Origin of the sequence: Pseudoxanthomonas sp. Root65, assembly GCF_001427635.1 — a bacterium.
Lineage (GTDB): Bacteria > Pseudomonadota > Gammaproteobacteria > Xanthomonadales > Xanthomonadaceae > Pseudoxanthomonas_A.
The window spans coordinates 814,556-840,713 of the sequence record NZ_LMHA01000001.1 but is presented as its reverse complement, the minus strand read 5'-3'; the positions used below and the strand labels follow the sequence as shown (position 1 = coordinate 840,713).

Annotated in this window: 18 protein-coding genes; 14 read left to right on the top strand and 4 right to left on the bottom strand. The window is 68.0% G+C overall.

Going from position 1 to position 26,158, the window contains the following annotated elements:
* Positions 1–3: 3 nt before the first annotated feature.
* Positions 4–744, bottom strand: a complete 741-nt coding sequence (locus tag ASD77_RS03730; protein ID WP_055937483.1) for an SDR family oxidoreductase — start codon at positions 742–744, stop codon at positions 4–6.
* A gap of 104 nt (positions 745–848) precedes the next feature.
* Here ASD77_RS03730 and ASD77_RS03725 point away from each other — a divergent pair, with 104 nt between their 5' ends.
* The gene (locus ASD77_RS03725; protein WP_055937478.1) at positions 849–1,739 is read left to right on the top strand and encodes a LysR family transcriptional regulator; all 891 of its coding nucleotides are present in this window, start codon (positions 849–851) and stop codon (positions 1,737–1,739) included.
* A 61-nt stretch (positions 1,740–1,800) separates the two neighbouring features.
* Here ASD77_RS03725 and ASD77_RS03720 read toward each other — a convergent pair whose 3' ends face one another.
* On the bottom strand, positions 1,801–2,520 hold the full coding sequence (locus tag ASD77_RS03720; RefSeq protein WP_055937475.1) for an XRE family transcriptional regulator: 720 nt from the start codon (positions 2,518–2,520) through the stop codon (positions 1,801–1,803).
* 241 nt (positions 2,521–2,761) lie between these two features.
* Here ASD77_RS03720 and ASD77_RS03715 point away from each other — a divergent pair, with 241 nt between their 5' ends.
* The 9 genes from ASD77_RS03715 to ASD77_RS03675 all read left to right on the top strand — a co-directional run bounded on the left by ASD77_RS03715 (position 2,762) and on the right by ASD77_RS03675 (position 17,390).
* The gene (locus ASD77_RS03715; RefSeq protein ID WP_055937472.1) at positions 2,762–4,798 is read left to right on the top strand and encodes a serine hydrolase domain-containing protein; all 2,037 of its coding nucleotides are present in this window, start codon (positions 2,762–2,764) and stop codon (positions 4,796–4,798) included.
* Between the two features lie 65 nt (positions 4,799–4,863).
* Positions 4,864–5,877 (top strand): dipeptide epimerase, encoded by a 1,014-nt coding sequence (locus ASD77_RS03710; protein WP_235578468.1) that lies wholly within the window; start codon positions 4,864–4,866, stop codon positions 5,875–5,877.
* Positions 5,874–7,154: a peptide MFS transporter gene (locus tag ASD77_RS03705; RefSeq protein WP_055937468.1), complete on the top strand. Its 1,281-nt coding sequence runs from the start codon at positions 5,874–5,876 to the stop codon at positions 7,152–7,154. Before ASD77_RS03710 ends, ASD77_RS03705 begins: the two co-directional genes overlap by 4 nt.
* 18 nt (positions 7,155–7,172) lie before the next feature.
* On the top strand, positions 7,173–8,870 hold the full coding sequence (locus tag ASD77_RS03700) for an amidohydrolase family protein (RefSeq protein ID WP_055937465.1): 1,698 nt from the start codon (positions 7,173–7,175) through the stop codon (positions 8,868–8,870).
* Between the two features lie 136 nt (positions 8,871–9,006).
* Positions 9,007–11,334, top strand: a complete 2,328-nt coding sequence (locus ASD77_RS03695) for a TonB-dependent receptor (protein ID WP_055937462.1) — start codon at positions 9,007–9,009, stop codon at positions 11,332–11,334.
* 60 nt (positions 11,335–11,394) lie between these two features.
* Positions 11,395–12,447 (top strand): DUF1611 domain-containing protein, encoded by a 1,053-nt coding sequence (locus tag ASD77_RS03690; RefSeq protein ID WP_055937458.1) that lies wholly within the window; start codon positions 11,395–11,397, stop codon positions 12,445–12,447.
* Between the two features lie 4 nt (positions 12,448–12,451).
* Entirely contained in the window at positions 12,452–13,585 is a 1,134-nt protein-coding gene (locus tag ASD77_RS03685; RefSeq protein ID WP_055937455.1) for a hypothetical protein, read from the top strand.
* The gene (locus tag ASD77_RS03680) at positions 13,582–15,174 is read left to right on the top strand and encodes a serine hydrolase (protein ID WP_200947353.1); all 1,593 of its coding nucleotides are present in this window, start codon (positions 13,582–13,584) and stop codon (positions 15,172–15,174) included. The genes ASD77_RS03685 and ASD77_RS03680 overlap by 4 nt, the downstream gene beginning before the upstream one ends.
* A gap of 77 nt (positions 15,175–15,251) precedes the next feature.
* On the top strand, positions 15,252–17,390 hold the full coding sequence (locus tag ASD77_RS03675; RefSeq protein ID WP_162247580.1) for a TonB-dependent receptor: 2,139 nt from the start codon (positions 15,252–15,254) through the stop codon (positions 17,388–17,390).
* Between the two features lie 13 nt (positions 17,391–17,403).
* Here the strand turns inward: ASD77_RS03675 and ASD77_RS03670 are convergent, their stop codons facing one another.
* Positions 17,404–18,222: a polysaccharide deacetylase family protein gene (locus ASD77_RS03670; RefSeq protein WP_055937447.1), complete on the bottom strand. Its 819-nt coding sequence runs from the start codon at positions 18,220–18,222 to the stop codon at positions 17,404–17,406.
* A gap of 2 nt (positions 18,223–18,224) precedes the next feature.
* Positions 18,225–19,625 (bottom strand): glycoside hydrolase family 30 protein, encoded by a 1,401-nt coding sequence (locus ASD77_RS03665; RefSeq protein ID WP_235578509.1) that lies wholly within the window; start codon positions 19,623–19,625, stop codon positions 18,225–18,227.
* A gap of 357 nt (positions 19,626–19,982) precedes the next feature.
* On the opposite strand from ASD77_RS03665, the gene ASD77_RS03660 reads away from it, so the two are divergent.
* The 4 genes from ASD77_RS03660 (at position 19,983) to ASD77_RS03645 (ending at position 26,154) form a co-directional block, all read left to right on the top strand.
* On the top strand, positions 19,983–20,993 hold the full coding sequence (locus ASD77_RS03660; RefSeq protein ID WP_055937443.1) for a LacI family DNA-binding transcriptional regulator: 1,011 nt from the start codon (positions 19,983–19,985) through the stop codon (positions 20,991–20,993).
* Positions 20,994–21,330: 337 nt separating this feature from the next.
* Positions 21,331–24,318, top strand: coding sequence for a TonB-dependent receptor (locus ASD77_RS03655; RefSeq protein ID WP_055937440.1), 2,988 nt, complete (start codon positions 21,331–21,333; stop codon positions 24,316–24,318).
* Between the two features lie 125 nt (positions 24,319–24,443).
* Entirely contained in the window at positions 24,444–25,151 is a 708-nt protein-coding gene (locus ASD77_RS03650; RefSeq protein ID WP_055937437.1) for a SapC family protein, read from the top strand.
* A complete protein-coding gene (locus ASD77_RS03645) occupies positions 25,138–26,154 on the top strand; it encodes a cupin-like domain-containing protein (RefSeq protein ID WP_055941003.1) in 1,017 nt (338 codons plus the stop codon). The genes ASD77_RS03650 and ASD77_RS03645 overlap by 14 nt, the downstream gene beginning before the upstream one ends.
* Positions 26,155–26,158: the final 4 nt, after the last annotated feature.

Below are 26,158 nucleotides of genomic sequence, written 5' to 3'. Positions count from 1 at the left end.
TGCTCAGGCCATGCCGCCGTTCGCGCGGACGACCTGTCCGTTGATCCAGCCGCCTTCCGGGCCGGCGAGGAAGGACACGACCGCCGCGATGTCGTCCGGGGTGCCGAGACGTTCGAGTGGATTCATCTTCGCCATCCGTTCGATCAGCTCGGGCGATTTGCCGTCGAGGAACAGGTCGGTGGCCGTCGGGCCGGGCGCGATCGCGTTGACCGTGATCGAGCGCCCGCGCAGTTCGCGCGAGAGCACCGTGGTCATCGCTTCCACCGCGGCCTTGGTCGCGGCGTAGGGCGCGTACGTCTCCAGCCGCAGCGGCAGCACGCTGGACGAGACATTGATGATGCGGCCGCCGTCGCGCAGGCGTCGGGCCGCCTCGCGCATGCCGTTGAAGCTGCCCTTCAGGTTGATGGCGACGATGCGATCGAAGCGGTCGTCGCTGTAGTCGGCGATGGGATCGAGATCGAGGACGCCGGCATTGTTCACCAGCACATCGATGGCGCCGTGGCGCGCCTCGGCGGCATCGAACAGCGTGCGCATGGCGGCGGGATCGCTGACATCGGCCTGCACGGCGATCGCGTCGCCGCCGGTCGCACGGATGCGCTCGGCCAGCCGATCCGCGTCTTCACGACGCGCCGCATAGTTGATGATCACGGCATGACCGTCGGCGGCCAGACGCGTGGACATCGCCGCGCCGATGCCGCGGGCACCGCCGGTGACGATGGCGACCGGCCTGGATGACAGGTTCATGGGAGGCTCCATTGCACGCCGGAATGGGCGTGTGGCCACCTTATTGGCATTCATTGGCCGGATAATCCTGCATAATCCGATATCACAATTCGGATATCCGGCTAATGGATCGCTTCGATGCCATGAGGGTGTTCGCGCGGATCGTGGAGCGGCGCAGCTTCACCCGTGCCGCGGACGACCTGGGACTGCCGCGGGCCACCGTCACCGACGCGATCAAGGCGCTGGAGGCCCGGCTTGGCGTGCGCCTGTTGCAGCGCACGACCCGCACGGTCACGCCCACGCTGGAAGGCGAGGCCTTCTACGGGCGCTGCCTGCGCCTGATCGCCGATGTCGAGGATGCCGAGAGCGCTTTCCGCGATGTGCGTCCGCGTGGTCCGCTGCGCATCGAGGTGCACGGCACGCTCGCGCGCCACCTGCTGTTCCCCCGCTTGCCGGCCTTTCTCGAACGCTATCCCGAGATCGAGCTCGATATCGGCGAAGGCGACCGCTATGTCGACCTGGTGCGCGAGGGCGTGGACTGCGCCGTGCGCGTGGGAGAGCTGCGCGACAGCGACCTCATCGCCCGCCGCCTGACCGCGCTGCCGGAGGCCACCGCCGCATCGCCGGCCTACTGTGCACGCCATGGCACGCCGGACACCATCGAATCGTTGCAGGCCAGTGGCCATGTCATGGTCGGCTTCAAGTCGTCGTCGCTGGGAGGCCTGCTGCCACTGGAATTCCAGCGCGACGGGAAAGTGGAACTGGTCACGCTGCCGACCCGCGTGCGCGTGAGCGGTGCCGATTCCTACGTCGGCGCTGCCTTCGCCGGGTTCGGCATCCTCCAGGCGCCGCGTTACCGGCTCGACAGCTACTTCAGCGACGGCCGGCTGGTTCCGTTGCTCGATTCGTATCCGCCGCTACCCAGCCCAGTGTCCATCGTCTACCCGAAGACGCGCTTGCCCTCGCCGCGGCTGCGGGCGTTCATCGAATGGGCGCAGGAAACGCTGATGTCCTGAGTGGATGAGGTGGCAAGCGCGGCGCCATCGGCACGCAGGCACCATGCAATGCCATCGAACGTCAGGCCTTCGGCTTAGGCGCCGCTTTCTTCCGCGGAGTTTTCGCGGGCGTCGCGGCCGGTGGACGGAGCCGCTGCGCCTTGCCCTGCTGGGCGAGGCTTTCTTCGCCGTGCAGCGTCATCAGCGACTCCATCAGCTGCTCGTCCGAGCTCGAGCACACGCCGAGCAGCAGCACCTCGTCGCAGCCTTCGGCGGCGATGTAGGCATGGCCCATGTTGGAGTCGATGTAGACCGACTGGCCGGTCTCCAGCACGATCGGGTCGTAGAACTCCGTGTGCACTTCCATCCTGCCCTCCAGGACGTGGATGTATTCCTCGCCGGAGTGGTGGACCAGCGCGCCGAACTCCTCGATGGTCTTGGCGCGCACGCGGGTCAGTACCGGGATCATGCGCTTGCGCCGCAACTCGGGGCACAGGTAGTAGTAATCGTAGTTGGGCGTGGTGACGCGGATCGCGTCCTCGATGCGGCCGATGCTGCGGCGCGCGGTCACCGGCGGCTCCACGGTCTCCACGTCTTCGGCGAACAGCTCGGACATGCGCAGCTGCAGCCGCTGCGCCAGCTGCAGCAGCTTGTCGTAGGTCAGCGTCAGGCGGTCGTGTTCGACCTTGGACAGGGTCGAAAGCGGGATGCCGGCATGCTCGCTCATCTGCTTGAGCGTCCATCCCTTGCGTGCGCGCAGCGAGCGCAGCAGTCCGCCGATGGTGGGGTGTTGTGACGTCATCCTTGCGGGATCTCCTGGGACCCATGCACTTCTGCTGGCGTATCCAGCATGGCGGCATGATCGCCTTCCGCCATGGTCAGTGGAAAGAGCAGCGGGCTCAACGACCGCCCGCCCCCGACTTTCGGCACGGGTTGACAATTCTCTGATTGGGATCATTATCGCCGAATCAGGATATATCCGCCAGCCATGCCGCAGGCGTCGCCGGCCATCCGTTCCATCGCCTCAGTCGGGAGATCACTCGATGCGTTCGATTCACCAGATCCTGTGCGGCGCCGTGTTGACCGCGCTGGTGGCCGTGCCGCTGCTGGCGCAGGACGCCGCCGTGTCGCCGGCTGCCGTGCCGCCCGCGCCGGTTCCCGCAACGTCGCCGTCGCCCGCCGCCGCAGTGCCTGCCGCGAGCGACGCGCCTGCCGCGCCCGCCGGCACGCCGGCACTCACCCGCGACGACGTCGGCGCCTGGCTCGACGGCTTCATGCCGTATGCGCTGGCCAACGGCGATATCGCCGGCGCGGTCGTGGTGGTGGTGAAGGACGGCCAGGTGCTGGTGCAGAAGGGCTATGGCTATGCCGACCTGGCCACGCGCACGCCTGTCGATCCCGACGCCACCCTGTTCCGTCCCGGCTCGGTGTCCAAGCTGTTCACCTGGACGGCGGTGATGCAGCTGGTCGGGCAGGGCAAGCTGGACCTGGACGCCGACGTCAACCAGTACCTCGACTTCAAGCTGCCCGAACGCGATGGCAAGCCGGTGACGCTGCGCCAGGTGATGACGCATACCACCGGCATGGAGGAGCAGATCCGCGGGCTGATCACCGCGCAGCAGGACGAGATCACGCCGCTCGGCGATGCGCTGAAGCACTGGACGCCGGAACGCATCCATGTACCCGGCGCGACGCCCGCGTACTCGAACTACGCCACCGCGCTGGCCGGTTACATCGTCGAACGCGTCTCGGGCCAGTCCTTCGACGACTACCTCGACGCGCACATCTTCAAGCCGCTGGGCATGACCCGCTCCAGCTTCCGCCAGCCGCTGCCGCCGGCGCTGCTCGCCGGCATGTCGAAGGGCTATGCGAAGGCGTCGGACGGCGAAGCCAAGGAGTACGAGTTCATCAGCCTGGCGCCGGCCGGCAGCCTGGCCGCCACCGGCACCGACATGGCGAAGTTCATGATCGCCCACCTGCAGGACGGTGCCTTCGGCGACGCGCGCATCCTGGATGCCCCCACCGCGCAGAAGATGCACGGCACCGGGCAGGCCTCGGTCGGCCCGCTGAACCGCATGATGCTCGGCTTCTACGAGACCTCGGTGAACGGGCATCGCGCCATTTCGCACGGCGGCGACACCCAGTGGTTCCACAGCGACCTGCAGCTGTTCCTCGATGACGGCATCGGTGTGTTTGTGTCGATGAACAGCTCGGGCCGCGATGGCGCCACCGGGCACATCCGCTATGCGCTGTCGCGTGGCTTCGCCGACCGTTACCTGCCCGGTACGCCGGCGAAGGCGGCGGGCGTGTCGAAGGAGGATGCCGCGCTGCACGCGGGACAGCTCGCCGGCACGTACACCAGCAGCCGCCGTCCCGACAGCAATTTCGTCTCGCTGGCCAACCTGCTGGGGCCGATCAAGGTCGTCGCCAACGAGGACGGCACCGTCAGCGTGACCGCCGCGATGGGACCGGCCGGCGTGCCGAAGAAGTGGCGCGAGATCGCGCCTTACCTGTGGCAGGACACCACCAGCACCGACCGCCTGGCCGCCGATGTCGTCGACGGCAAGGTCACCCGTTTCAGCATGGAGCCGTACGCGCCGATCATGGTGTTCGAGCGGCTGTCGGCCTGGCGCGCGCTGTCGATGCCGTTGCTCATCGCCAGCCTGGCTGTCCTGCTGCTGACCGTCATCGCATGGCCGGTGTCGGCGCTGGTGCGCCGCTACTACGGCGTGCGTTACGCGCTGAGCGGGATCGATGCGCGCGCGCACCGGCTGGTGCGGATCGGCGCGTTGCTGTCGCTGCTGGCGACGTCGGCAGCGCTGGGGCTGGTGGTCGGCATGCTGAGCAAGCTGGAGATGACCAGCCCGGACACCGACGGCCTGATCATCGCGATGCGCCTGTTCGCCACCGTGGCGTTGCCGCTGGGCGCCGCCATCGCGGTCTGGAACGCGTGGCATGTGCTGCGCGGGCGCCGCACGTGGCTGGCCAAGCTGTGGGCCCTGCTGCTGGCGCTGGCCTGCCTGTTCCTGCTGTGGATCGGCATCGCCCACCACGTCATCGGCTTCGGCGCGAACTACTGATCCCCGGCGGCCGGCGGCATCCGTCGCCGGCCGCTCCCGTGTCCTTCTGCCTGCACGAGGCTGGCGTGTCCCTTCGACTGGAACTGCACAACGAACCCCTGCCGATGTCGGCGCCGTTCCGCATCGCCGGGCACGTGTTCGAGGCCATGCCGGCCACGGTGGTCACGCTGCGCGACGGCGATCTCACCGGTCGCGGGGAAGCGGCCGGCGTCTACTACCACGACGATCATCCGGACACGATGATCGTCACGCTGGAAGCATTGCGTCCGCGTATCGAAGCCGGCCTCGATCGCGCATCGCTGCGCGACCTGTTGCCGCCCGGCGGCGCCCGCAATGCGCTCGATGCCGCGCTGTGGGAACTGGAGGCGCAGCGGACCGGCACGCCGGTGTGGCAGCTGGCCGGGCTCGACGGTGTGCGGCCGCTGCTGACCACGTTCACCGTCGGTGCCGACGATCCCGGCGTGATGGCCGATCGCGCCGCCGCCTACGTGCAGGGCCCGATGCAGGCGCGCGCCTTGAAGCTGAAACTCACCGGCGATGCGGCGCTGGACGCTGCGCGCGTGCAGGCGGTGCGGGCGCGCTGTGCGGAGGCCTGGATCGGCGTCGACGCCAACCAGGGCTATGGCGGCGCGACATTGCCGGACCTGCTGCCCGCGCTGGTGCAGGCGCGCGTGTCGCTGCTGGAACAACCCTGCGTGCGCGGTCGCGAGGACGAACTGGACGGCATCGAGCGCGTGCTGCCGTTCGCCGCCGACGAAAGCGTCCTCGACCTGGCCGAACTGGAAGCGCGCCATCACCGCTTCGATGTCATCAACATCAAGCTGGACAAGTGCGGCGGCCTGACTGAAGGGCTGATGATGGCGCGCCGCGCGCGCGAACTCGGCAAGCAGGTGATGGTGGGCAACATGTGCGGCACCAGTCTGGCGGCGGCGCCGGCGTTCGTGCTGGGGCAGTTCTGCGACGTGGTCGATCTCGATGGTCCGATCTTCCTGAAACAGGACCGGACGCCCTCGGTGCAGTACGGGGACGGCCATATCCGCTGTGGTGACGAGGTCTGGGGGCCGCGGGTCGCCGCATGAGCGCTACCGCCGGCATGTCGGACAAGACCTGGTTCGGCCAGCCACGCGGGCTGACCATCCTGTTCCTCACCAACATGTGGGAGCTGTTCTCCTACTACGGCATGCGCACGCTGCTGGTCTACTACATGACCAAGCAACTGCTGTTCGCGCAGGAGAAGGCGTCCTTCATCTATGGCACCTACACCGCGCTGGCGTACTTCACGCCCATCATCGGTGGCGTGATCGCGGACCGCTGGCTGGGCAAGCGCAATGCGGTGATCCTCGGCGGCACGATCATGGCGTTCGGCCACTTCGTGATGGCGTTCGAGCCGATGTTCTACCTGGCGCTGGCCACCATCGCGCTGGGCAACGGCCTGTTCCTGCCCAGCCTGCCCAGCCAGATCAACGACCTCTACGCCGCCGACGATCCGCGTCGCGGCCGTGCCTACAACGTCTACTACGTGGGCCTGAACATCGGCGGCTTCCTCGCGCCGCTGGTGTGCGGCACGCTGGGCGAACTGTATGGCTGGCACTACGGCTTCGGTGCGGCGGGCATCGGCATGTTCCTGGGGCTGATGATCTACGTGTTCGGCCGGCACTATCTGCCGCCGGAACCCTCGCGCGTGTTGCTTGCACCCGTCGCGGACGCGCAGGTGCGGGCGGGTGGCGGGCACGCGCACCGGGTGTGGTGGCTGCTGCTCGGTGTCGGCATTGCGGCGACGATCTTCCGCGGCGCCTACGAGCAGGTCGGCAATACGCTGCCGTTGCTGATCGACACCGGCGTGGATCGGGTGGTCGCCGGTTTCACCATTCCGATGACTTGGTTCCAGTCGCTCAATCCGCTGCTGGTGATCAGCATGACGCCGTTGCTGCTGCTGCACTGGCGGCGGCGCGCCGACGCCGGGCACGACACATCGCCGGCGCTGAAGATGGCGATCGGCGCCCTGATCGTGGCGGCCGCCTATGTGCTGCTGGCGGCGCTGACCGCATCGGCGGGCGAGGCACGCATCGGCTGGGGATGGCTGGTGGCGTTCTTCGTCGTGCTCACGCTGGGCGAGCTGTACATCCTGCCGACCGGCCTGGGGCTGTTCGCGAAACTGGCGCCGCCGCGGCTGGGCGCGACGACGGTCGCGTCCTGGTTCCTGGCAGTGTTCAGCGGCAGCCTGCTGGCTGGCCTGGTCGGCACGCTGTGGTCGAAGACCGGCCATGCCGGTTTCTTCCTGCTGCTCGCGGGCCTGGCCGTGGTCGCCGCGTTCCTGCTGTGGCGGCTGGACCGCCCGATCCGCTCACTGCACTGACCCGACGGAGATCCGCCCATGCCGCGACTCAAGCCCGCCCTGCTGTTCCTCGCACTGTCCGCATGCGGGCCGGCGATGGCGGCACCTGTCGAGCGCTACGACCTGCTGATCCGCAACGGCGTGGTGTACGACGGCAGCGGCGGCGCGCCGCAGCGCGTCGACGTGGCCGTGCGCGGCGACCGCATCGTGGCGTTGCTGCCTACCGGGCAGTCCGCCGACGCAGCGCAGGTGCTCGATGCGAAGGGCAAGGCCGTGTCGCCGGGCTTCATCAACGTGCTGAGCTGGGCCACCGAATCGCTGATCGCCGACGGCCGCGGCGTCAGCGATACCAAGCAGGGCGTGACGCTGGAGATCTTCGGCGAAGGCTGGTCGATGGGACCGGTGAATCCGCGCATGAAGGCCGATGCGCTGAAGCAGCAGGGCGATATCCGCTACGACATTCCCTGGACCACGCTCGGCGGCTACCTGGAGCACCTGCAGCAGCGCGGAATCACGCCGAACGTCGCCTCCTTCATCGGTGCGACCACCGTGCGCATCCACGAATTGGGCGAAGACGATGTCGACCCCACACCGGAACAACTTGCGCGCATGCAGGACGTGGTGCGGCAGGCGATGCGCGAAGGCGCGCTGGGCGTGGGCAGTTCGCTGATCTATCCACCGGCGGCATTCGCCGAGACGCCGGAACTGATCGCGCTGGCGCAGGCGGCGGCCGAATCCGGCGGCGGCTACGTGTCGCACATGCGCAGCGAGGCCGATCGCTTCCTCGAGGCCATCGATGAAACCATCTCGATCGCACGCGCCACCGGCCAGCGCGCCGAGGCTTACCACCTGAAAGCCGCCGGCGAGAAGAACTGGCCGAAGATGCAGCAGGCGATCGACCGGATCGCCGCGGCGCGCGCCGACGGTCTGCAGGTCAGCGCCGACATGTACGTCTACACCGCCGGGGCCACCGGCCTGACCGCCAGCCTGCCGCCGTGGGTGCAGGCCGGCGGCCATGACGCGATGATCCAGCGCCTCAAGGATCCCGCCACGCGTGCGCGCGTGATCGCCGAGATGCGCGATCCCAATGCCCCGTGGGAGAACCTGCGCCTGCTCGCCGGCTCGGACGAGCGGCTGCTGCTGATCGAATTCAAGAGCGAGGCGCTGAAGCCGCTGGGTGGCAGGACGCTGGCGGCCATCGCGCGCGAACGCGGCACCTCGCCGGAAGACACCGCCATCGATCTGATCATCGAGGACAACCACCGCATCGGCACCGCCTACTTCCTGATGAGCGAAGAGAACATCGAGCTCGGCCTGAAGCAGCCCTGGGTCAGCCTGGGCTCGGATGCCGAGTCGTCGGCGCCGGAGGGCGTGTTCCTGAAATCCAGTACGCATCCGCGCGCCTACGGCAACGTGGCGCGCTTCCTCGGTCACTACGTGCGCGACCGCAGGCTGATGCCGCTGGAAGAGGGCATCCACCGCCTGACCGGATTGCCGGCGGCCAACTGGAAACTCAAGGACCGCGGCTGCCTGCGCGTCGGCTGCCATGCCGACATCGTCGTCTTCGACCCCGCCACCATCGCCGACCACGCCACCTACGAGCGGCCGCAGCAGTACGCCAGCGGGGTCAGCGAGGTGTTCGTCAATGGCGTGCAGGTGCTGCGCGCGGGCGAACACACCGGCGCCACACCGGGCCGCGTGGTGCGTGGGCCGGGCTGGGTGCCGGCGGCGGACTAGGGCGCGGTCGCGGATTTTCCAAATGTGTTGACAATTCTCTGATTGGGATCATTATCGCCAATCAGGATAGTCCTCGCGCGCCGGGTCGATGCCGGCGCCCCATCCCTCCTTCCCAACATCGCCCGGGAGCGCAGGCATGAACCAGTCCCAGTCCGCACGGCCGTGGTACCGCAAGCAACTCTCACTGGCGATCGCAGGCGCACTGGCCTGTTGCGCCGCACCCGCGCTGGCGCAGCAGGCCGAGCCGGCCGACGACGCGTCCGCCACCAATCTCGACACGGTGGTGGTGACCGCCAACAAGCGCGTGGAGAACATCCGCGATGTCGCCGCCTCGATCAGCGTGATCGGCGAGCGGCAGTTGGAGAACATCGGCGCGGTGTCGCTCTCCGACTACGCCGCCTACATCCCCGGACTGCAGGTGCAGAACGATGGCAGCCCGGGCCTGACCCGCGTGTCGCTGCGCGGCATCGCCGCGCTGTCCTCGGGTGCGACGGTGTCCACCTACATCGACGACGTGCCGGTCGGCTCCAGCGGCATCTACCAGGGCGCGAGCACGCTGATGCTCGACCTGCTGCCGTACGACATCAGCCGCGTCGAAGTGTTGCGCGGCCCGCAGGGCACGCTGTACGGTGCCGGTGCCGTCGGCGGCCTGCTGAAGTACGTCACGCGTGCGCCGGACATGTTCGGCGAAGAGGCGCGCGTCGGCCTCGGCCTGCGCGCCGTGCAGGACGGCGGCCACGCATGGAATGCCCGCTTCGGCGCCAGCCTGCCGCTGAAGGAGGACCGCCTGGGCCTGCGCATGAGCTTCGCGCGCAACGGCATCGCCGGCTTCACCGACAACGCGGTGGACGGCCGCGAGGACATCAACAAGGGCGAGCAGATCGGTGCGCGCACGGCGCTGTCGTGGGATGGCGAGGCGTTCGACCTGGGCCTGTCGGTGCTGCACCAGCGCATCCGCAGCGACGACCGTGCCGGCGTGGCGCTGGACGGCGACACGCTGGATCCGTTGTTCGGCGAGGACGACGACCTGGCCTGGCAGCCGCGGCCGTTCTCCAAGGACCTGACGCTGGCATCGCTGAGCCTGGACTGGGACCTGGGCTGGGCCAACTTCATTTCGGCGACCGGCTGGTCGCAGACCGACACCGTCGACCAGATCGACTCGACCGTGCAGTTCGGCGAAGTGGCCGACCTGCTGCTGGGATTGCCGGAGCCGGGCAGTTCGTTCGTGCGCTACAGCTTCGACCTGGACAAGGTCACGCAGGAATTCCGCCTGCAATCCAAGGGCGGCGGCACCTTCGAGTGGATGGTCGGCGCGTTCTACACCAAGGAAGACGCGCTGCAGAGCCAGTTCGCCTGGCTGGGCCAGCGCGATGGCACGGCGCTGCCGGCGCCGCTCGACGAGATGTTCGGCACGCTGGCGATCATCAACCTGCCCAGCACGTACAAGGAATACGCGCTGTTCGCCAACGGTTCGTGGCGGTTCGGCGAGCGCTTCAAGATCGACGCCGGCCTGCGCCAGGCGCGCAACGACCAGTGGTTCAGCCAGAACGTGCCGACCGGCATCCTGGCGCCCATCGGCGAATCGCCCGGCGACTCCAGCGAGGACGTGTTCACCTGGAGCCTGAGCCCGCAGTTCAAGCTGTCCGAGAACGTCATGCTGTATGCACGCGTGGCTACCGGCTACCAGCCGGGTGGTCCGAACGTCGCGCTGGCGGGCGTGCCGCCGCAGGTGGATTCCTCCATGCTCGACAGCTACGAGATCGGCATGAAGTCGCAGTTCGCCGACCGTCGCGTGACCCTCGACGTGTCCGCGTTCCGGATCGACTGGGAAGACATCCAGGTGGCGTCGTCGTTCAACGGCGTCGGCGGCCTGGTCAACGGCGGCAAGGCCACCAGCGAGGGCCTGGAACTGTCCTCGCAGTTCCGCATCACCGATGCACTGACCCTCGGTCTCAATGGCGCGTACACCGATGCGAGCATCAAGAACGATTTCGAGCCGACGGTGATTCCGCAGGGTGCGTTCGACGTGATCCTGTGGACGGGCCTCGCCGGCGACCGCATGCCCTACACGCCGAAGCAATCGTGGACCGCGACGGCCGAGTACGCCTTCTCCGTGGGCGGCCTCGACGGGCAGGTGGGCGGTGCGCTGCGCTGGGTCGACGACCGTGTCAACGACACCACCGAGCGGCAGCGTGTCACCGCGCCGGGCGATCCGGACACGCTGCTGGCGCCGGACGACATCACGGTGCCGCTGGAACTGGACAGCTACCACGCGCTGGACCTGTACGCCGGCATCGGCAGGAACAACTGGGAGCTGCGCCTGTATGCCAACAACGTCACCGGCGAACAGGCGTGGTCGACCCTGGCGCCGATGGACGGCGCGCTGTCGGGCACGAGGTCGCATGTGACCGGCGTGCCCATCCAGCCGCGGACCTTCGGGCTGGAACTCGACGTCCGCTTCTGACCGCGCGCCATCCGCCTGCCGCGGATGGCGTCCGCTCTCCCCGCGATCCGGACCCCGCACATGCAGACCGCTCTTCCGGCGTCGTCCGACGTCGACGCGCTTCCGCAACCGTACCTGCTGTTCCTCGGCGACACCGTCGAGCCCGGCTACGCCAAGACCGCGTTCGGCCTGCGCGACTGGGCGCGCGAACGCTGTGTCGGTGAATTCGCCTGCGATACGGCAGCGGTCAGCGCCGGCCTGCCGTTCCTCACGCCGGTACAGGCGCGCCAGGCCGGTGCGCGTGCCATGGTGATCGGCGTGGCCAATCCCGGCGGCCGCATTCCGCCGGCATGGACTCCGTTGCTGGTGCAGGCACTGGAAGCGGGGCTGGACCTGATCGGCGGCATGCACATGCGCCTGTCCGGCATCGAGCCGCTGCGCAATGCCGCGCGCGCCTTGGGTCGACGTCTGATCGACGTGCGCGAGCCGCCGGCGGAGATCCCGGTGGCCACCGGGGCCAAGCGCAGCGGGCACCGGCTGCTGACCATCGGCACCGATTGCGCGCTCGGCAAGAAGTACACGGCGCTGGCGCTGGCGCGCTCGTTCCGGGCGCGCGGCATCGACGCGGATTTCCGCGCCACCGGCCAGACCGGCATCCTGATCGCGGGTGCAGGCATTCCGATGGATGCCGTGGTGGCCGACTTCGCCGCAGGCGCGGCCGAAATGCTGTCGCCGGATGCGCACCCGTCGCACTGGGACGTGATCGAAGGCCAGGGATCGCTGTCGCATCCGGCGTACGCGGGCGTGTCGCTGGCGCTGCTGCACGGCAGCCAGCCGGACGTGATCGTCGTCTGCCACGAACATGGCCGCGAGCGTGTGCTCGGTTATCCGCAGTACCTGCTGCCGTCCATCGAGGAGACCATCGAGCTGGCACTGCGTCTCGGCGCGCGCACCAATCCGGCGATCCGCTGCGGCGGCGTCAGCCTCAACACCGGCATGCTGGACGCGGAGGCCGCACGCGAGGCGATCGACGCGCTGGCCGACCGGCTCGGCATGCCGGTCGCCGATCCGGTGCGGGGAGGCGACACGTTCACCGCGCTGGTAGCCGCCTGCCTCGCCCGGCAGGCCGGCTGAGGCGATGGCGGCCACGCGCTTCCAGCGCTGGATCCTGCCGGGACTGGCCTTCAAGGCCGCGGTGATCGGCGGCGGATACGCCACCGGTCGCGAACTGGCCGAATACTTCATCCCCAGCGGTCCGCAGGGCGGCCTGCTGGCGATCCTGGTGGCGATGGTGTGCTGGAGCGCGATCTGCGCGCTGACCTTCGCCGTCGCCCATGCGACACGCAGCTTCGACTACCGGCGCTTCTTCGTCATGCTGCTGGGCCGGTTCGCGTTCCTGTTCGAGCTGGCCTACCTGGTCTTCATGGTGCTCATCCTGGCCGTGTTCGGCGCGGCCGCGGGCGAGATCTTCGCAGCGATGCTGGGCTGGCCCACGCTGGCCGGCACGTTGCTGCTGATGGTGGCGATCGGGGGCTTCGTCGCCTTCGGCAATGAAACGGTCGAGGCCCTGTTCAAGTGGGTGTCGATCCTGCTGTACGGCACCTACGCGCTGTTCGTGGTGCTGGTGCTGGCCAGGTTCGGCGAGCCGGCGATGGCCACGCTGGCCATCCCGCATCCGACCACCGGCTGGCTGCAGGGCGGGCTGACGTATGCGGGCTACAACATCGTCGGTGCGGTGATCGTGCTGCCGTTGGTGCGGCACTTCCTGAGCCGGCGCGATGCCGTGGTGGCCGGCGTGCTGTCGGGGCCGCTGGCGATGCTGCCGGGCCTGCTGTTCTTCCTCTGCATGCTGGCCTGGTATCCGCGGATCGGCGACGAAGCGCTGCCCTCGGACTTCATCCTGCGCCAGTTGCAGCTGCCGGTATTCCACCTGCTGTTCCAGCTGATGATCTTCAGTGCGCTGCTGGAGAGCGGCACGGCGGTGATCCACGCCTGCAACGAGCGCATCGCGCATGCCTGGCGCGCGCGCGGTGGCGCCGGCATGGGCCGTGCTGCGCGCCTGGCGGTGGCCGCCGTGCTGCTGGTCGGCTCGATCTTCATTGCCGACCGCGTCGGCCTGGTGGACCTGATCGCGCAGGGATACCGCGGCCTGGCGTACCTGTTCCTCGTGGTCTACATCGTGCCGCTGCTGACGGTCGGCGTCTGGCGACTGCGGCATCGCCCCGCATCCGGCGCTTCGACTGCGCCCATCCTATCCGGAGATCGCCCATGAGCCTGTTTCTGAAGCTGCTGATGACGGCCGCGATGGCCACGCTGCCGGGCATGGCAATGCACGCGAAAGCGCAGGCGCAGCTGCCGGCCGGCTTCGACGCGCGGGTCGAGCAGGCGATGAGGTCGCGCGATGTGCCCGGCATGGCCATCTCCATCGTCAAGGATGGGCAGATCGTGCATGCCAAGGGCTATGGCGTGCGCCGGCTGGGTGGCACCGAGCCGGTCGACGCGGACACGATCTTTCCTACCGGTTCGACCGGCAAGGCGGTCACCGCGGCGGCGCTGGCCATGCTGATCGACGACGGCAAGCTGGCGTGGGACGACAAGGTCATCGACCATCTGCCCGACTTCCGCATGTACGACGCCTGGGTCACGCGCGAGATGACCGTCGGCGATCTGCTGCTCCACCGCAGCGGACTTGGACTGGGCGCCGGCGACCTGTTGTTCATTCCGCGCACCTCGCGCAGCCGCGCCGACATCGTACGCGCGCTGCGGCACATCAAACCCGCGACCAGCTTCCGCAGCGGCTACGCCTACGACAACATCCTCTACATCGTCGCCGGCGAATTGGTCACGCAGGCCAGCGGACAGCCGTGGGAAGACTTCGTGCGCACGCGCATCTTCCAGCCGCTCGGCATGACGACCGCAGTCAGCGACGAGAAGGACCGCTTCGCCAACCCCAATCGGGCGCAGCCGCATGCGCGCCTGGATCCGCGCCTGCGCGGACTCGGTGCGCAACAGGTGCTGCCCGAACGCGAAGGCCTGGGACAAGTCGGCGCGCCTGCGGGGGGACTGTCGTGGAGCGCGAACGATTTCGCCCGCTGGCTGCAGGTGCAGCTGGCGCTGGGCGCGCTGCCGGACGGCAAGGGGCGGCTCTACAGCGAAGCGTCGGCCCGCGCGATGTGGACGCCGCAGGTGACCATCCCGATCCGCGGCTATCCGGCGCCGATCTCCGACATCACGCCGCAGTTCTCCGGCTATGGCTATGGCTGGAACGTGCAGGACTACCGTGGCGTCAAGGTCGTGCAGCATGGCGGTGCGGTCTTCGGCGTGCTCGCCTTCGTGGTGCTGGTACCCGAGCGCAACCTGGGCATCGCGCTGCAGATCAACGCCGAAGACGTGGAGGTGATGCGCGGGCTCGGCTACGAACTGCTGGACCACTATCTCGGCCTGGAATCGCGCGATTGGGTCGGTGCGTTCGCGACGTGGAACCAGGCGCGCTTGGCTGGCGGACTCGACGCGCTGAAGAGTGCGTCCACCGCCGCGCGCGCGGCATCACGGCCCTCGCTTGCCGTCACCGGCTACGCAGGCGCCTACCGCGACGCCTGGTACGGCCCGATCAGTGTCGCCGAACAGGGCGGTACGCTGCGCGTCGATTTCAGCCAGACGCCGAACATGGCCGGGACGCTGCGCCACTGGCAGTACGACACGTTCCGCGTGGACTGGGACGACACCGCCATCGAGCCCGCCTACATGACCTTCGCCCTCGATGCCGATGGCCGCGTGGACCGCATCACGATGAAGGCGGTCTCGCCGCTGGCGGACTTCAGCTACGACTATCCGGACCTGCTCTTCGAGCCGGCGAAGTAGAACGCCGTTGCTTGGCGGCCGACCCGGCCGCGCGGGCGGTGCACCCTGTACCATCGGGCCCTCCCTCGGCTCGATGCATGCACGTGAAGTCTTCGCTCTACGGGATGCTGGCGGGTTCGCTGCTCGCATCGTCCTTCGTCATACCTGCCCGCGCGCAGTCGGCCGCATCCGCGGAAACGCTGGACCGCGTCGTCGTCACCGCCACCCGCCTGGAAGCGGTCAGCGCCTTCGATACGCCCGCGTCCACCCATGTGGTCTCGCTGGGTGAGGGCGGCGCCCGGCCACAGGCGGCACTGTCGGAGGTGCTGGACGGCATCCCGGGCCTGCTCGCGCGCGAACGGCAGAACCTCGCGCAGGACACGCAGTTGTCGATCCGCGGCTTCGGTGCGCGCTCGACCTTCGGTGTGCGCGGATTGCGGCTGTATGCCGACGGCGTGCCGGCGACCATGCCGGACGGGCAGGGCCAGGTGTCGCACTTCAACATGCTGGGCGCCGATCGCGTGGAGGTGCTGCGCGGCCCGTTCTCGGCCCTGCACGGCAATTCGTCCGGCGGTGTGATCCAACTGTGGAGCGAGATCCCCGAGGAAGGCTACGAAGCCCGCGTGCAGGCCAGCGTGGCCAGCCACGACAGCCGGCTGCTGGGCGCGCGCCTGCGGGGTGCCGGTGATGCGATCGGCTACAACGTGGCGGCGTCGGTGCTGGACACGCAGGGGTACCGCGACCACAGTGCGGCGCGGCGCGAATCGCTGAACGCGAAGCTGCGCCTGCAGCCCGGTGCCGGCACGCTGGACGTGCTGCTCAACCATTTCGACGCGCCCGACGCCCAGGATCCGCTGGGGCTGACGCGCGCGCAGGCCTGGGAGGACCCGCGCCAGGCGTCGCCGGTCGCCACGCAGTACGACACTCGCAAATCCGTTCGCCAGGACCAGCTTGGCGCGGTCTACGAATGGCCGTTCGCCGGCGGCCACCGGTTGCGTGCGATGGCCTACGGCGGTCGCCGCGAGGTGGAGCAGTACCTGTCGCTGCCGATCGCGGCGCAGGCCAATCCGCTCAACTCGGGCGGCGTGATCGATCTGGACAACGACTATGGCGGTGCCGACCTGCGCTGGTCATGGACCGGTGATCTCGCCGGGCGCCCGTTCGAGCTGAGCGCAGGCGCCAATGCCGACCGCCAGCGCCAGCATCGGCGTGGCTACGAGAACTTCGTCGGCACCGCGCTGGGCGTACGCGGCGACCTGCGGCGGGACGAGCGCAACCAGGTGGCAAATGCGGACCAGTACGCGCAGGCATGGTGGCGCTTCGCGCCGCGATGGTCGCTGCTGGTCGGTGCCCGCCACAGTCGCGTGCGCTTCCGCTCCAACGATGCCTACGTCACCGCCACCAATCCCGACGACAGCGGCCGGGTGGTGTACGCGCGCACCACGCCGGTGGCCGGCCTGGTGTTTTCTCCCTCCGACGCGCTGCGCCTGTACGCGTCGATCGGAGGCGGCTTCGAGACGCCGACGTTCAACGAGGTCGGCTACCGCGCCGACGGCGGCGCCGGACTGGCGTTCGACCTGAGGCCGGCGACCACCCGCAATGCCGACCTGGGCATGAAGTGGCGTGGCGAACAGGGACTGCGCGTCGAAACCGCGGTGTTCCGCGCCGACACGGACGACGAACTCGCGGTCGCGCGCAACGTCGGCGGTCGCAGCAGCTTCCGCAATGTGGGCGCCGCACGCCGGCAGGGCGTGGAGCTCCAGGCCGAACTGCCGCTGCAGGCCGCATGGCAGCTGCAGCTGGCCTACACCTGGCTGGACGCGACGTTCCGCGACGCCTTCCCTATCTGCACGGCGAGCGGCTGTACCTCGCCCGTGGTGCAGGTCGCCGCCGGCACCCGCATCCCGGGTGTCGCACGGCAGCAGGCCTCGGCACGGCTGCGATGGCAGGGCGAACAGTGGCATGCCGCCGCGCAGCTGCTGGCCGTGGGCGATGTCACCGTGAACGACACCGGCAGCGAACGTGCGCCCGGCTACGGCCTGCTCAACCTGGAAGTGGCCCGCGCCTGGCTGGCAGGCCATGGCCGGTTGCAGGGGTTCGCCCGCATCGACAACGCGCTCGACCGCGTCCACATCGGCTCGGTCATCGTCAACGAAGGCAATGGCCGCTTCTACGAACCGGGTGCCGACCGCACCTTCACCGTCGGCGTGCGCTGGCACTGGGCCGGCGGCGGCTGACGCGTCGCGCCCGTCAGGGGCGCGAGGCTGGCGTTGCGCGTTGGTGAGACCTGACGTGCCGCATGATGTCGACGAAGGGCGCAACCCAGTAGATGTCGGGGTGTGCGGCGAGGTGGCGCAACAGCTGGTCGTGCGCCTCGTTCGAGACGGCCAGGTAATCGCCACCGATCCCATGGAAGGTGAAGCTGACCATCGTGCCGCGTCGCGCCGCTTCCTCCACGCGTGCGATCAGCTGGTCGCCCGTGGCATCGACGGGAACATCGACGGGTACCGCAGCGGGATCGACCCGGGCCATGTCCTCGATCACGCCGCCTTGTCCCCGCTTGATCGCGACGAAGTCCGCGACGACGGCGTCGATGTAATGGCCGTCGCGTGCCCGCGTATCGCCGCAGGGCACGGTCATCGTCCGTTCGCTTCTGCCGTCGAGCGCGGCCAGCATGGCGTTCGCCAGCCGTACCTGGTCGACCATCTGCGCCACCGTGGTGGTGTCGAGGTCGCGGTGCGGCTCGACCCAGGCGCGGTCGGGCTGCGACGCCGAGCACTGGTGGAACAGCGTGTGGTTGCCGAGCTCGTGGCCGTTGCGCGCAGCGGCGATCCATTCCCGCTGGCGCGTGCGCAGCGTGTCGGAGGCCAGCGTCAGGTAGAAGCTGCCTTTCAGTCCGTGGCGATCGAGGGCGGGGATGGCGTGATCGAGCTGCGAGGGGATGGCATCGTCGTACGCGAGGCTGACTGCCGCCTTGCGTCCGCCGGGCCACGGAAAGGGTTCGCTCGCCTGTGCCGCGCCGGTCGCCATGACCAGCAGCGACAGGAGGACACGCTGTACGCCGCGCATGCCTACTGCACCAGCGTCTGGATGGCGCGTGCGGGAATCGTCACCACCGCAGAGGCCTGCCCGACATAGAAGTTGTAGTCGATCGCCTTGTCGGTCGCGTTCATCACCACCGTCGCCAGGCGGCCATCCGGGTTGACGAAGGCGGTCGCCAGCAGCGTGCTGCGGCTGGTGGCGGTGCTGACGCGGCGCGCCTCGGGCCGGATGAACTTCGAGAAGTGGCCGATGTAGTAGTAGCTGGGGGTGTAGATCAGCTCGCCCGTGCGGGTGTCGGCGTGCAGCGGCGCGAAACAGAAGTTGCCCACGTGGTTGGGGCCGCCGGTGTGGTCCAGCAACATGTTCCAGTCGGTCCAGCCGACCGCGCCGTTGTTGAAGTCGTGGATCATCGAGGTGCCGTAGCGCTCCGCGTTCGGCCAGTGCTGGTAGCGGGCAGGGTCGAACTTCTCCACCGCCGCTTCGGTCAGCAGCACGGGCTTGTCGGGGAAGGCCTCGGTCACCGCCGCCACGTTGCGGAACATCGGGTCGAAGCCGGCCCAGGTCTCGTACCAGTGGAAGCCCAGGCCCCAGGCATATTTCGCCGCTTCCGGATCGCCCAGGATCACCTGCGCGCGGTACAGCATCATGTCGCGGTTGTGGTCCCACACGATGATCTTCTTGTCGGCGTAGCCGGCGGCATGCAGGGTCGGGCCGAGGTGCAGCTTCAGGAAGTCGCGCTCCTCTTCGGCCGTGTACAGCATCGACTCCCAGGTCTGCTTCGCCATCGGCTCGTTCTGCACGGTGATGCCCCAGATCGGGATGCCTTCCTGCTCGTAGGCCTGGATGAACTTCACGAAGTAGTTCGCCCACGCATCGCGATACTCCGGCAACAAGGCGCCGCCGCGCAGCATGTGCCGGTTGGTCTTCATGAAGGCGGGCGCACTCCATGGGCTGGCATACAGCGGCAGCGCACCGCCGGCGGCGGCGATGGCCTGCCTGAGCATCGGGATACGCGCCTTGCGGTCGTGGTCGATGGAGAAGGTGGTCAGCGCCTTGTCGCCTTCTTCGATATAGGTGTAGCTGGCGGGGCTGAAGTCGGAGCTGTGGATGGTGGTGCGCGCGAGCGAGTAGCCGATGCCATCCTGGGTGTCGTAGTACGCGCGCATGAACTCGGCCCGCTTTTCCGGCGAGAGGCTGGCGTAGACCTCGGCGGTGGAGTCGGTGATCGCGCCGCCGATGCCGAGCAGTGCCTGGAATTTCCTGGTCGGATCGACGAAGACCGAGTTCTCCACCTCGGTCAGCGCGTGGCCCGGCTGCAGTGTGGCGGTGCCGGTCCGAGCCAGCCGCTGCGTGCTGTCCTGCGCCGTCGTATAGATGGTGACGGTGGTGGACGTGTCGGCCGATTGCGCGGACGGTGCGCCGCTCATCATCGACAATCCCAGCAGGGCGGCGGCAAACAGGGGCGTGTGGCGCATCGGCGTGATCCTCGTGGGCGCGGGATGGTATCCCGCGTGTTGCGCGGCTGATGTCGGAGCGGGATGGTTGACAGCGCTGTCATACAGTTGCTACACCATGCTGTCAACCGGAGGCGAGGCGCGCGACGGTGAGGCGCGGCACGGTGCGGATGCCGGTCCTGCGCGGCGCGCGGTCTGTTGCCATGCAGCATGAAGGATGCGTCGGCGGCGCCGCCTCGCGCGCGGACGGCGCAGTATCCAGCGACGCGCGGCGCTGTCAGAATCCGGCCTCGTTGCCGGAAGGGATGGGCGAAGTGGAGCGGGAACCGTCATATGCGTAGTCGGATCGAGGATGTGGCCGCCGCCGCCGGCGTTTCGATGAAGACCGTATCGCGCGTGCTCAACGACGAGCCGAACGTGCGCGACGCGATGCGCCAGCGCGTCATGGCCGCCGTCGAGCAGCTCCAGTACCGGCCGAACCTGTCCGCACGCAGCCTGGCCGGCCAGCGGTCGTATGTCATCGCGCTGGTCTACAACAATCCATCGCGCAACTACCTGATGGAGATCCAGAGCGGCATGCTGGATGCCTGCCGCGACCATCACTACAACCTGGTGCTGGCGCCGGTGGGTTCGGCCAGGCAGCGCAAGGCCGAAGACCTGAAGGTGGTGTTCGAGCACTTCGCTCCCGATGGTGTGGTGCTGATCCCCCCGCTGACCGACGATCCGGCGGTGCTGGAATTCCTGGAGCAGCACGAGGTGCCGTTCGCCTGCATCGCGCCCAAGCGCACCGATGGGCGGATCGGCGTGATGATGGACGAGACCTCGGCCGTACTGGAACTGATGGCCGGACTGGTCGCACAGGGCCACCGCCGCATCGCGCACATCAAAGGCCCGCCCGCCCATGGCGCCTGCCAGTGGCGCTACAAGGGCTATCGCGATGCGCTGAAGAAGGCCGGACTGGAATACGACCCCGCGCTGGTGGTGCAGGGCGCATTCTCGTTCGAATCCGGCATCGAGGCCGGCGATGCGCTGCTCGACCTCGCGCAGCCTCCCACCGCGATCTTCGCGGCGAACGACGACATGGCGGCCGGCGTGATCCGCGCCGCCTGCGAGCGCGGGCTGGCGGTGCCGCGCGACATCTCGGTCTGCGGCTTCGATGACACGCCGATCGCGCGCCATATCTATCCGGCGCTCACCACGGTGCGCCAGCCCACCTCCGAGATGGGCAAGCTGGCCACGCTGCAGTTGCTGTCGCGCATCCGCGCGGCCGAAGCGGGCGGCATGGTGCAGGTGGAGCACGAAGTGCTGTTCCGCGAGTCGACGCAGCCTCCCGCCACGCGCTGAGGGCATCACTGCCGGATTCCGTTGGCGCGCCATGCGCCGGTTCGCACGTGCCCGTCGCGCGCGGCATCTTCCATACCAATAGAAAACCTCAGGTCTGGTTCGGCTGGAAATTTCGTCCGGCGTCGTGTCATGGCTGCAATGCAGAAAACGATTTCAGCTGCGATGCAGCATGCTCGATATAGCTGAAAACAAGGGGTTTTGTGATCGCGAGGCCCAGAATCACGAAAAGTTGACAACGCTGTCAATCGCGCGTCCAATGCGGCCCCATGCACGGGGCGAAGGGGCCACGCGCACGTACACCACCACCATTCGTGAATTTCCGGAGAGGGGAAAGTCCATGAAGCAGTTGCAGTCCGTTCCAAGGAAGCGGGTGCTGACATCCGCGTTGTTGCTGGCGCTCGCCGGCCCCGCGTGGGCACAGCAAGCCGAGCCGCAGGGCGACACCAGTGCCGCGCCCGCCACCACCAACCAAGTGGATCCCACGGAGCTCGACACGGTCGTGGTCAAGGGCATCCGTGCCAGCCTCGAGTCGTCGATGAACCTCAAGCGCGACGCGCAGGGTGTGGTCGACGGCATCGTCGCCGAGGACATCGGCAAGTTCCCCGACACCAATCTGGCCGAATCGCTGCAACGCATCAGCGGCGTGTCGATCGATCGCACGTCCAGCGGCGAAGGTTCCAAGGTCACCGTGCGCGGCATGGGTCCGGACTACAACCTGGTGCTGCTCAACGGCCGCCAGATGCCGGCGTCCAATCTCGGCAGCGGCGGCGCAGGCAACTCCACCTCGCGCTCGTTCGACTTCGCCAACCTGGCCAGCGAATCGGTTTCGGAAGTGCGCGTCTTCAAGACCGGCCGCGCCGACAATCCCACCGGCGGCATCGGCGCCACCATCGACGTGCGCACGGCGCGTCCGCTGGAAGCCGATCCGGTGGCGACGTTCGGCCTGAAGGCGGTCAACGACAGTTCCAACCGCAACCTGCCCGATACCCTGCAGGGCAGCGATTTCACCGGTGAAATGTCCGGCATCTTCAGCCAGACCTATGCCGATGGTCGTTTTGGCGTCACCCTCAGCGGCAGCTACCAGGAGCGCGATTCCGGCTTCAACCAGGCGTCGGTGGCCGATGGCTGGCTGACGTTCTACGGCGACAACTCGAACAGCTGGCAGCGCCTGCCGCTGCCCGGCGAGACCTACTACGACCGCATCGAGAACCGTCCCGGCCCGGACGACGTGTACGCGCGTCCGCAGAACACGGGCTACAGCGTCAACGGCGTGCAGCGCCAGCGCACCAACGGCCAGGTGACCCTGCAGTGGGCGCCGACCGATCGGGTGACCACGACGCTGGACTACAACTACATCGAGAACAAGGTGCAGCAGCAGCGCAGCGAGTTGTCGGTGTGGTTCAACTACGGCCCGGGCGACAGCTCGTGGACCGACGGTCCCGTGGCGGCGCCGATCATCTACTCCGAAGACATGACCGGCGCCGACCTGTCGATGGGCGGCATGCAGCTGGCCACCAAGACGCAGGGCGATTCGCTGGGCTTCAACGTGGAGTGGGAAGTCAGCGACAATCTGAACCTCGAGTTCGACTACCACAACTCCCAGTCAGAATCGAAGCCGGACAGCCCGCTTGGCTCGGCCGGCGTGCTGGGCGTGGCCGCCTACGTGCGCGGGACCACCACGGTCGACTACTCGGGCGAGATCCCGATCGTCAACGTCGTGCTGCCGCCGGGCCAGACCGAAGTGCTGGCCTCGCAGGCCCTGGTCACCGGCTCGGTGTTCCAGAACAGCTACAACAAGTCCGAAGTCGAGCAGATGCAGGCCAAGGGCCGCTTCGAGTTCGGCGAGTACTCGGGCCTGGACTTCGGCGTGTCCGCCATGGACGTGCAGAACCGCTCGGCCTCGGCGGTGATGCAGCGCGATACGTGGGGCGGCGTGGGCACGCCGGCCGACTACGACGACAGCATCTGGTACACCGACCACATGTCGCGATACTTCGACGCGTTCGGCAACCATAACAATCCGAACTGGACCGACGCCTTCCTGGTGTTCGACTTCGAGCGCCTGCGCCAGGCCGCGATCACCGAATCCGGTTGCGCCACCTGCTACCAGATGCCGACCCAGTTCACCGACGACATCCGCACGACCGAGAAGTCGAAGAGCGCGTATGTGCAGTGGACCACGATGTTCGACTGGTCGATGCCGCTGCACCTGGCGCTGGGTGTCCGCTACGAGGAAACCGAAGTCGTCTCCACCGCGCTGGAGCGCGTCGGCGAGACCATCAGCTGGGTGGCGGCGAACGAACTGTACGTGAACTACGCGGACGGGCAGTCGTTCGGCCGTCGCGAGGGCAAGTACGACTACCTGCTGCCGAACCTGGACCTGAAGCTGGATCTCAGCGAGAGCATGGTGCTGCGCGGCAGCTACAGCCAGACCATCGGCCGTCCCGGCTGGGGCGCCATCCGTGGCGGCCAGCAGCTGGCCAACGTGGTGCGCATCAGCGGCGGCGACGGCAGTCGCGGCGATCCGGCGCTCGAGCCGCTGCTGTCCGACAACTTCGACTTGTCGTTCGAGTGGTACTACGGCTCGGGCAGCTACTTCTCGGTCGGCTGGTTCCGCAAGGACATCGAGAACTTCATCAGCGACACCGTGGTGCGCGAGGAGCCGTTCTCCCTGCATACGCCGGTGGGCGGCACGTACTGGAACAACGCGCTGGCGGCCGGCTGCCTGCCGACCGACGGCGATTGCATCCGGACCTACATCTTCGCCAACCATGCCAACGATCCGGGCGTCGACGTCGCGGCGGGCACGATCACCGGCCAGCCGGGCGATCCGATCGCCGGGTTCAACATCACCGTGCCGGCCAACCAGCGCTCGGATACGCTCGATGGCTTCGAGATCAACGTGCAGCACCTGTTCGGCGAGAGCGGCTTCGGCCTGGCGGCGAACTACACCAAGGTGGATTCGGGCCTGACGTTCGACAACACCGACCTGGGCGACCAGTATCCGCTGGCGGGCCTGAGCGATTCGGCCAACCTGGTGGCGTTCTACGACAAGGGGCCGTGGCAGGTGCGTGCGGCGTACAACTGGCGCGACGAGTTCTTCAGCGGCGTCGGCGGGCAGGGCAACAACCCGAACTACACCGAAGCCTACGGCCAGTTCGACATGAACGTCAGCTACCAGGTGACGCCGCAGCTGACCCTCAGCCTGGAAGGCATCAACCTCACCGACGAGACGATGCGTACCCACGCCCGTCACGAGAACATGGTGCGGTACGCGACCCAGACCGGCCCGCGCTACATGTTCGGTCTGCGGTACAAGTTCTGATCCTTGCTGCGTGATCCAGGGCGGAGTCGTCGGCGTGTCCGGCGGCTCCGTCTTTCTTTGTGCCATCCGTTCGGGCACGATGCCCGGGGGCTGCGCTTCTCATTACAGATAGCCTGCGAGAGCCGATGAGCCAGCATGTGCTGTTGAACAACGTCGAACATCGCACGCTGCGCGTGCACGCCGGACACGGCGCGGCACTCGGCGATGCGGTCATGCGTGCGCTGACGTTCCCCGCCGAGTTCCGTGACGTGCAGGCGCACTATCCGATCGTGTTCGCCCGCGATGGCGAGGGCCGCTTCGTACCGCTTGCGCTGTTCGGACTGGAGGATGGCGACAACCTCTTCCTCGACGGCGCGCGTTGGGATGCGACCTACGTGCCGCTGTCGATCCGGCGGCAGCCGTTTCTCGTCGGCGTTTCGGGCGAGGAGCGCCTGCTGCACGTCGACCTGGAGCATCCGCGCGTCACCACGGACGGCGGTGAGACGCTCTTCCACGACCATGGCGTCGCCACCGAATACCTCGAGCGCGTCAAGTCCGTGCTGCTGGCCCTGCATGACGGTGTGATGGCCACACCCGCCTTCATCGACGCGTTGTTGCAGCACGGACTGCTGGAGTCGTTCGTACTGGACGTGAAGCTGGACGACGGCTCGCATAATCGCCTGGCCGGCTTCCACACGATCGACGAAGCGCGCCTGCAGGCATTGCCGGGCGCGGCGCTGGAACGGCTGGCGCACGAGGGCTACCTGTTGCCCATCTACATGGTGCTGGCCTCGATGTCGCGCTTCCGCGACCTGATCGAACGGACCAATCGACGTCGTGCTGCCGCAGCCTGATGCCATCGAAGAGGTGAGCGGGTACGACCCCGCCGCCGTACCGGAATCGTTGCTGTCGGGGAGCCGTCCCGTGGTGCTGCGCGGCCTGGCATCGGCATGGCCCGCCGTGCGCGCGGCGCACGCATCCGCGCACGATGCGATCGCGTATCTCAAGCGGTTCGACCACGGCAGCATGCCCGTCGTCGCCACGGTGGCACCACCGGAGGCCGGCGGGCGTGTCTTCTACAACGACGACCTGAGCGGTTTCAATTTCCGGCGCGAAGAGGTGCCGCTGACGGTCGCGCTGGATACCCTGCGCAAGTATCTCGATACGTCCGCGCCGCCTTCGATCTACATCGCCTCGACCACGCTGGATACTTTCCTGCCAGGATTCCGCGCAGAGAATCCGATGGATCTGGGGGCGCGCGATCCGTTGGCCAGCATCTGGATCGGCAACCGCAGCCGTATCGCGGCACACCAGGACGTGCCGGACAACCTGGCCTGCGTGGTGGTGGGTCGGCGACGGGTGACGCTGTTCCCGCCGGATCAGTTGGAAAACCTCTACATCGGTCCGCTCGATCACACGCCGGCGGGACAGGCGGTGAGCCTGGTCGATTTCGCCGCGCCGGATCTGCAGCGCTTTCCCCGCTTTGCCGAAGCGATGCGTCATGCACGCACTGCGGTGCTCGCGCCCGGCGATGCCGTGTTCATTCCTTCCATGTGGTGGCATCACATGGAGGGCCTGGAACCCTTCAATGTGCTGGTGAACTACTGGTGGCGTCGTTCGCCCGCGTGGATGGACACGCCGATGAATGCGCTGATGTTGGCGATCACCAGCCTGCGCGACCTTCCGCCGCACGAGCGCGCCATCTGGAAGGACGTGTTCGACCATTACGTGTTCGGCTACGACGAGGCCGTCGACGCCGGCCATATTCCGGAATCCGCGCGGCGCGTGCTGGCGTCGCTCGACGAAGACCGTGTCCGCCACCTGCGTGCGCTGCTCGTGCAGCGCCTGAACCGATAGAGCC

Excerpts from the sequence above, each read along its gene's own strand:
- ASD77_RS03690 (WP_055937458.1), top strand. The coding sequence starts at position 11,395 with ATGCAGACCGCTCTTCCGGCGTCGTCCGACGTCGACGCGCTTCCGCAA.
- ASD77_RS03720 (WP_055937475.1), bottom strand. The coding sequence starts at position 2,520 with ATGACGTCACAACACCCCACCATCGGCGGACTGCTGCGCTCGCTGCGC.
- ASD77_RS03725 (WP_055937478.1), top strand. The coding sequence starts at position 849 with ATGGATCGCTTCGATGCCATGAGGGTGTTCGCGCGGATCGTGGAGCGG.
- ASD77_RS03670 (WP_055937447.1), bottom strand. The coding sequence starts at position 18,222 with ATGCGCGGCGTACAGCGTGTCCTCCTGTCGCTGCTGGTCATGGCGACC.
- ASD77_RS03685 (WP_055937455.1), top strand. The coding sequence starts at position 12,452 with ATGGCGGCCACGCGCTTCCAGCGCTGGATCCTGCCGGGACTGGCCTTC.
- ASD77_RS03705 (WP_055937468.1), top strand. The coding sequence starts at position 5,874 with ATGAGCGCTACCGCCGGCATGTCGGACAAGACCTGGTTCGGCCAGCCA.
- ASD77_RS03665 (WP_235578509.1), bottom strand. The coding sequence starts at position 19,625 with ATGATGAGCGGCGCACCGTCCGCGCAATCGGCCGACACGTCCACCACC.
- ASD77_RS03660 (WP_055937443.1), top strand. The coding sequence starts at position 19,983 with ATGCGTAGTCGGATCGAGGATGTGGCCGCCGCCGCCGGCGTTTCGATG.
- ASD77_RS03715 (WP_055937472.1), top strand. The coding sequence starts at position 2,762 with ATGCGTTCGATTCACCAGATCCTGTGCGGCGCCGTGTTGACCGCGCTG.
- ASD77_RS03700 (WP_055937465.1), top strand. The coding sequence starts at position 7,173 with ATGCCGCGACTCAAGCCCGCCCTGCTGTTCCTCGCACTGTCCGCATGC.
- ASD77_RS03675 (WP_162247580.1), top strand. The coding sequence starts at position 15,252 with ATGCACGTGAAGTCTTCGCTCTACGGGATGCTGGCGGGTTCGCTGCTC.
- ASD77_RS03695 (WP_055937462.1), top strand. The coding sequence starts at position 9,007 with ATGAACCAGTCCCAGTCCGCACGGCCGTGGTACCGCAAGCAACTCTCA.
- ASD77_RS03655 (WP_055937440.1), top strand. The coding sequence starts at position 21,331 with ATGAAGCAGTTGCAGTCCGTTCCAAGGAAGCGGGTGCTGACATCCGCG.
- ASD77_RS03650 (WP_055937437.1), top strand. The coding sequence starts at position 24,444 with ATGAGCCAGCATGTGCTGTTGAACAACGTCGAACATCGCACGCTGCGC.
- ASD77_RS03730 (WP_055937483.1), bottom strand. The coding sequence starts at position 744 with ATGAACCTGTCATCCAGGCCGGTCGCCATCGTCACCGGCGGTGCCCGC.
- ASD77_RS03680 (WP_200947353.1), top strand. The coding sequence starts at position 13,582 with ATGAGCCTGTTTCTGAAGCTGCTGATGACGGCCGCGATGGCCACGCTG.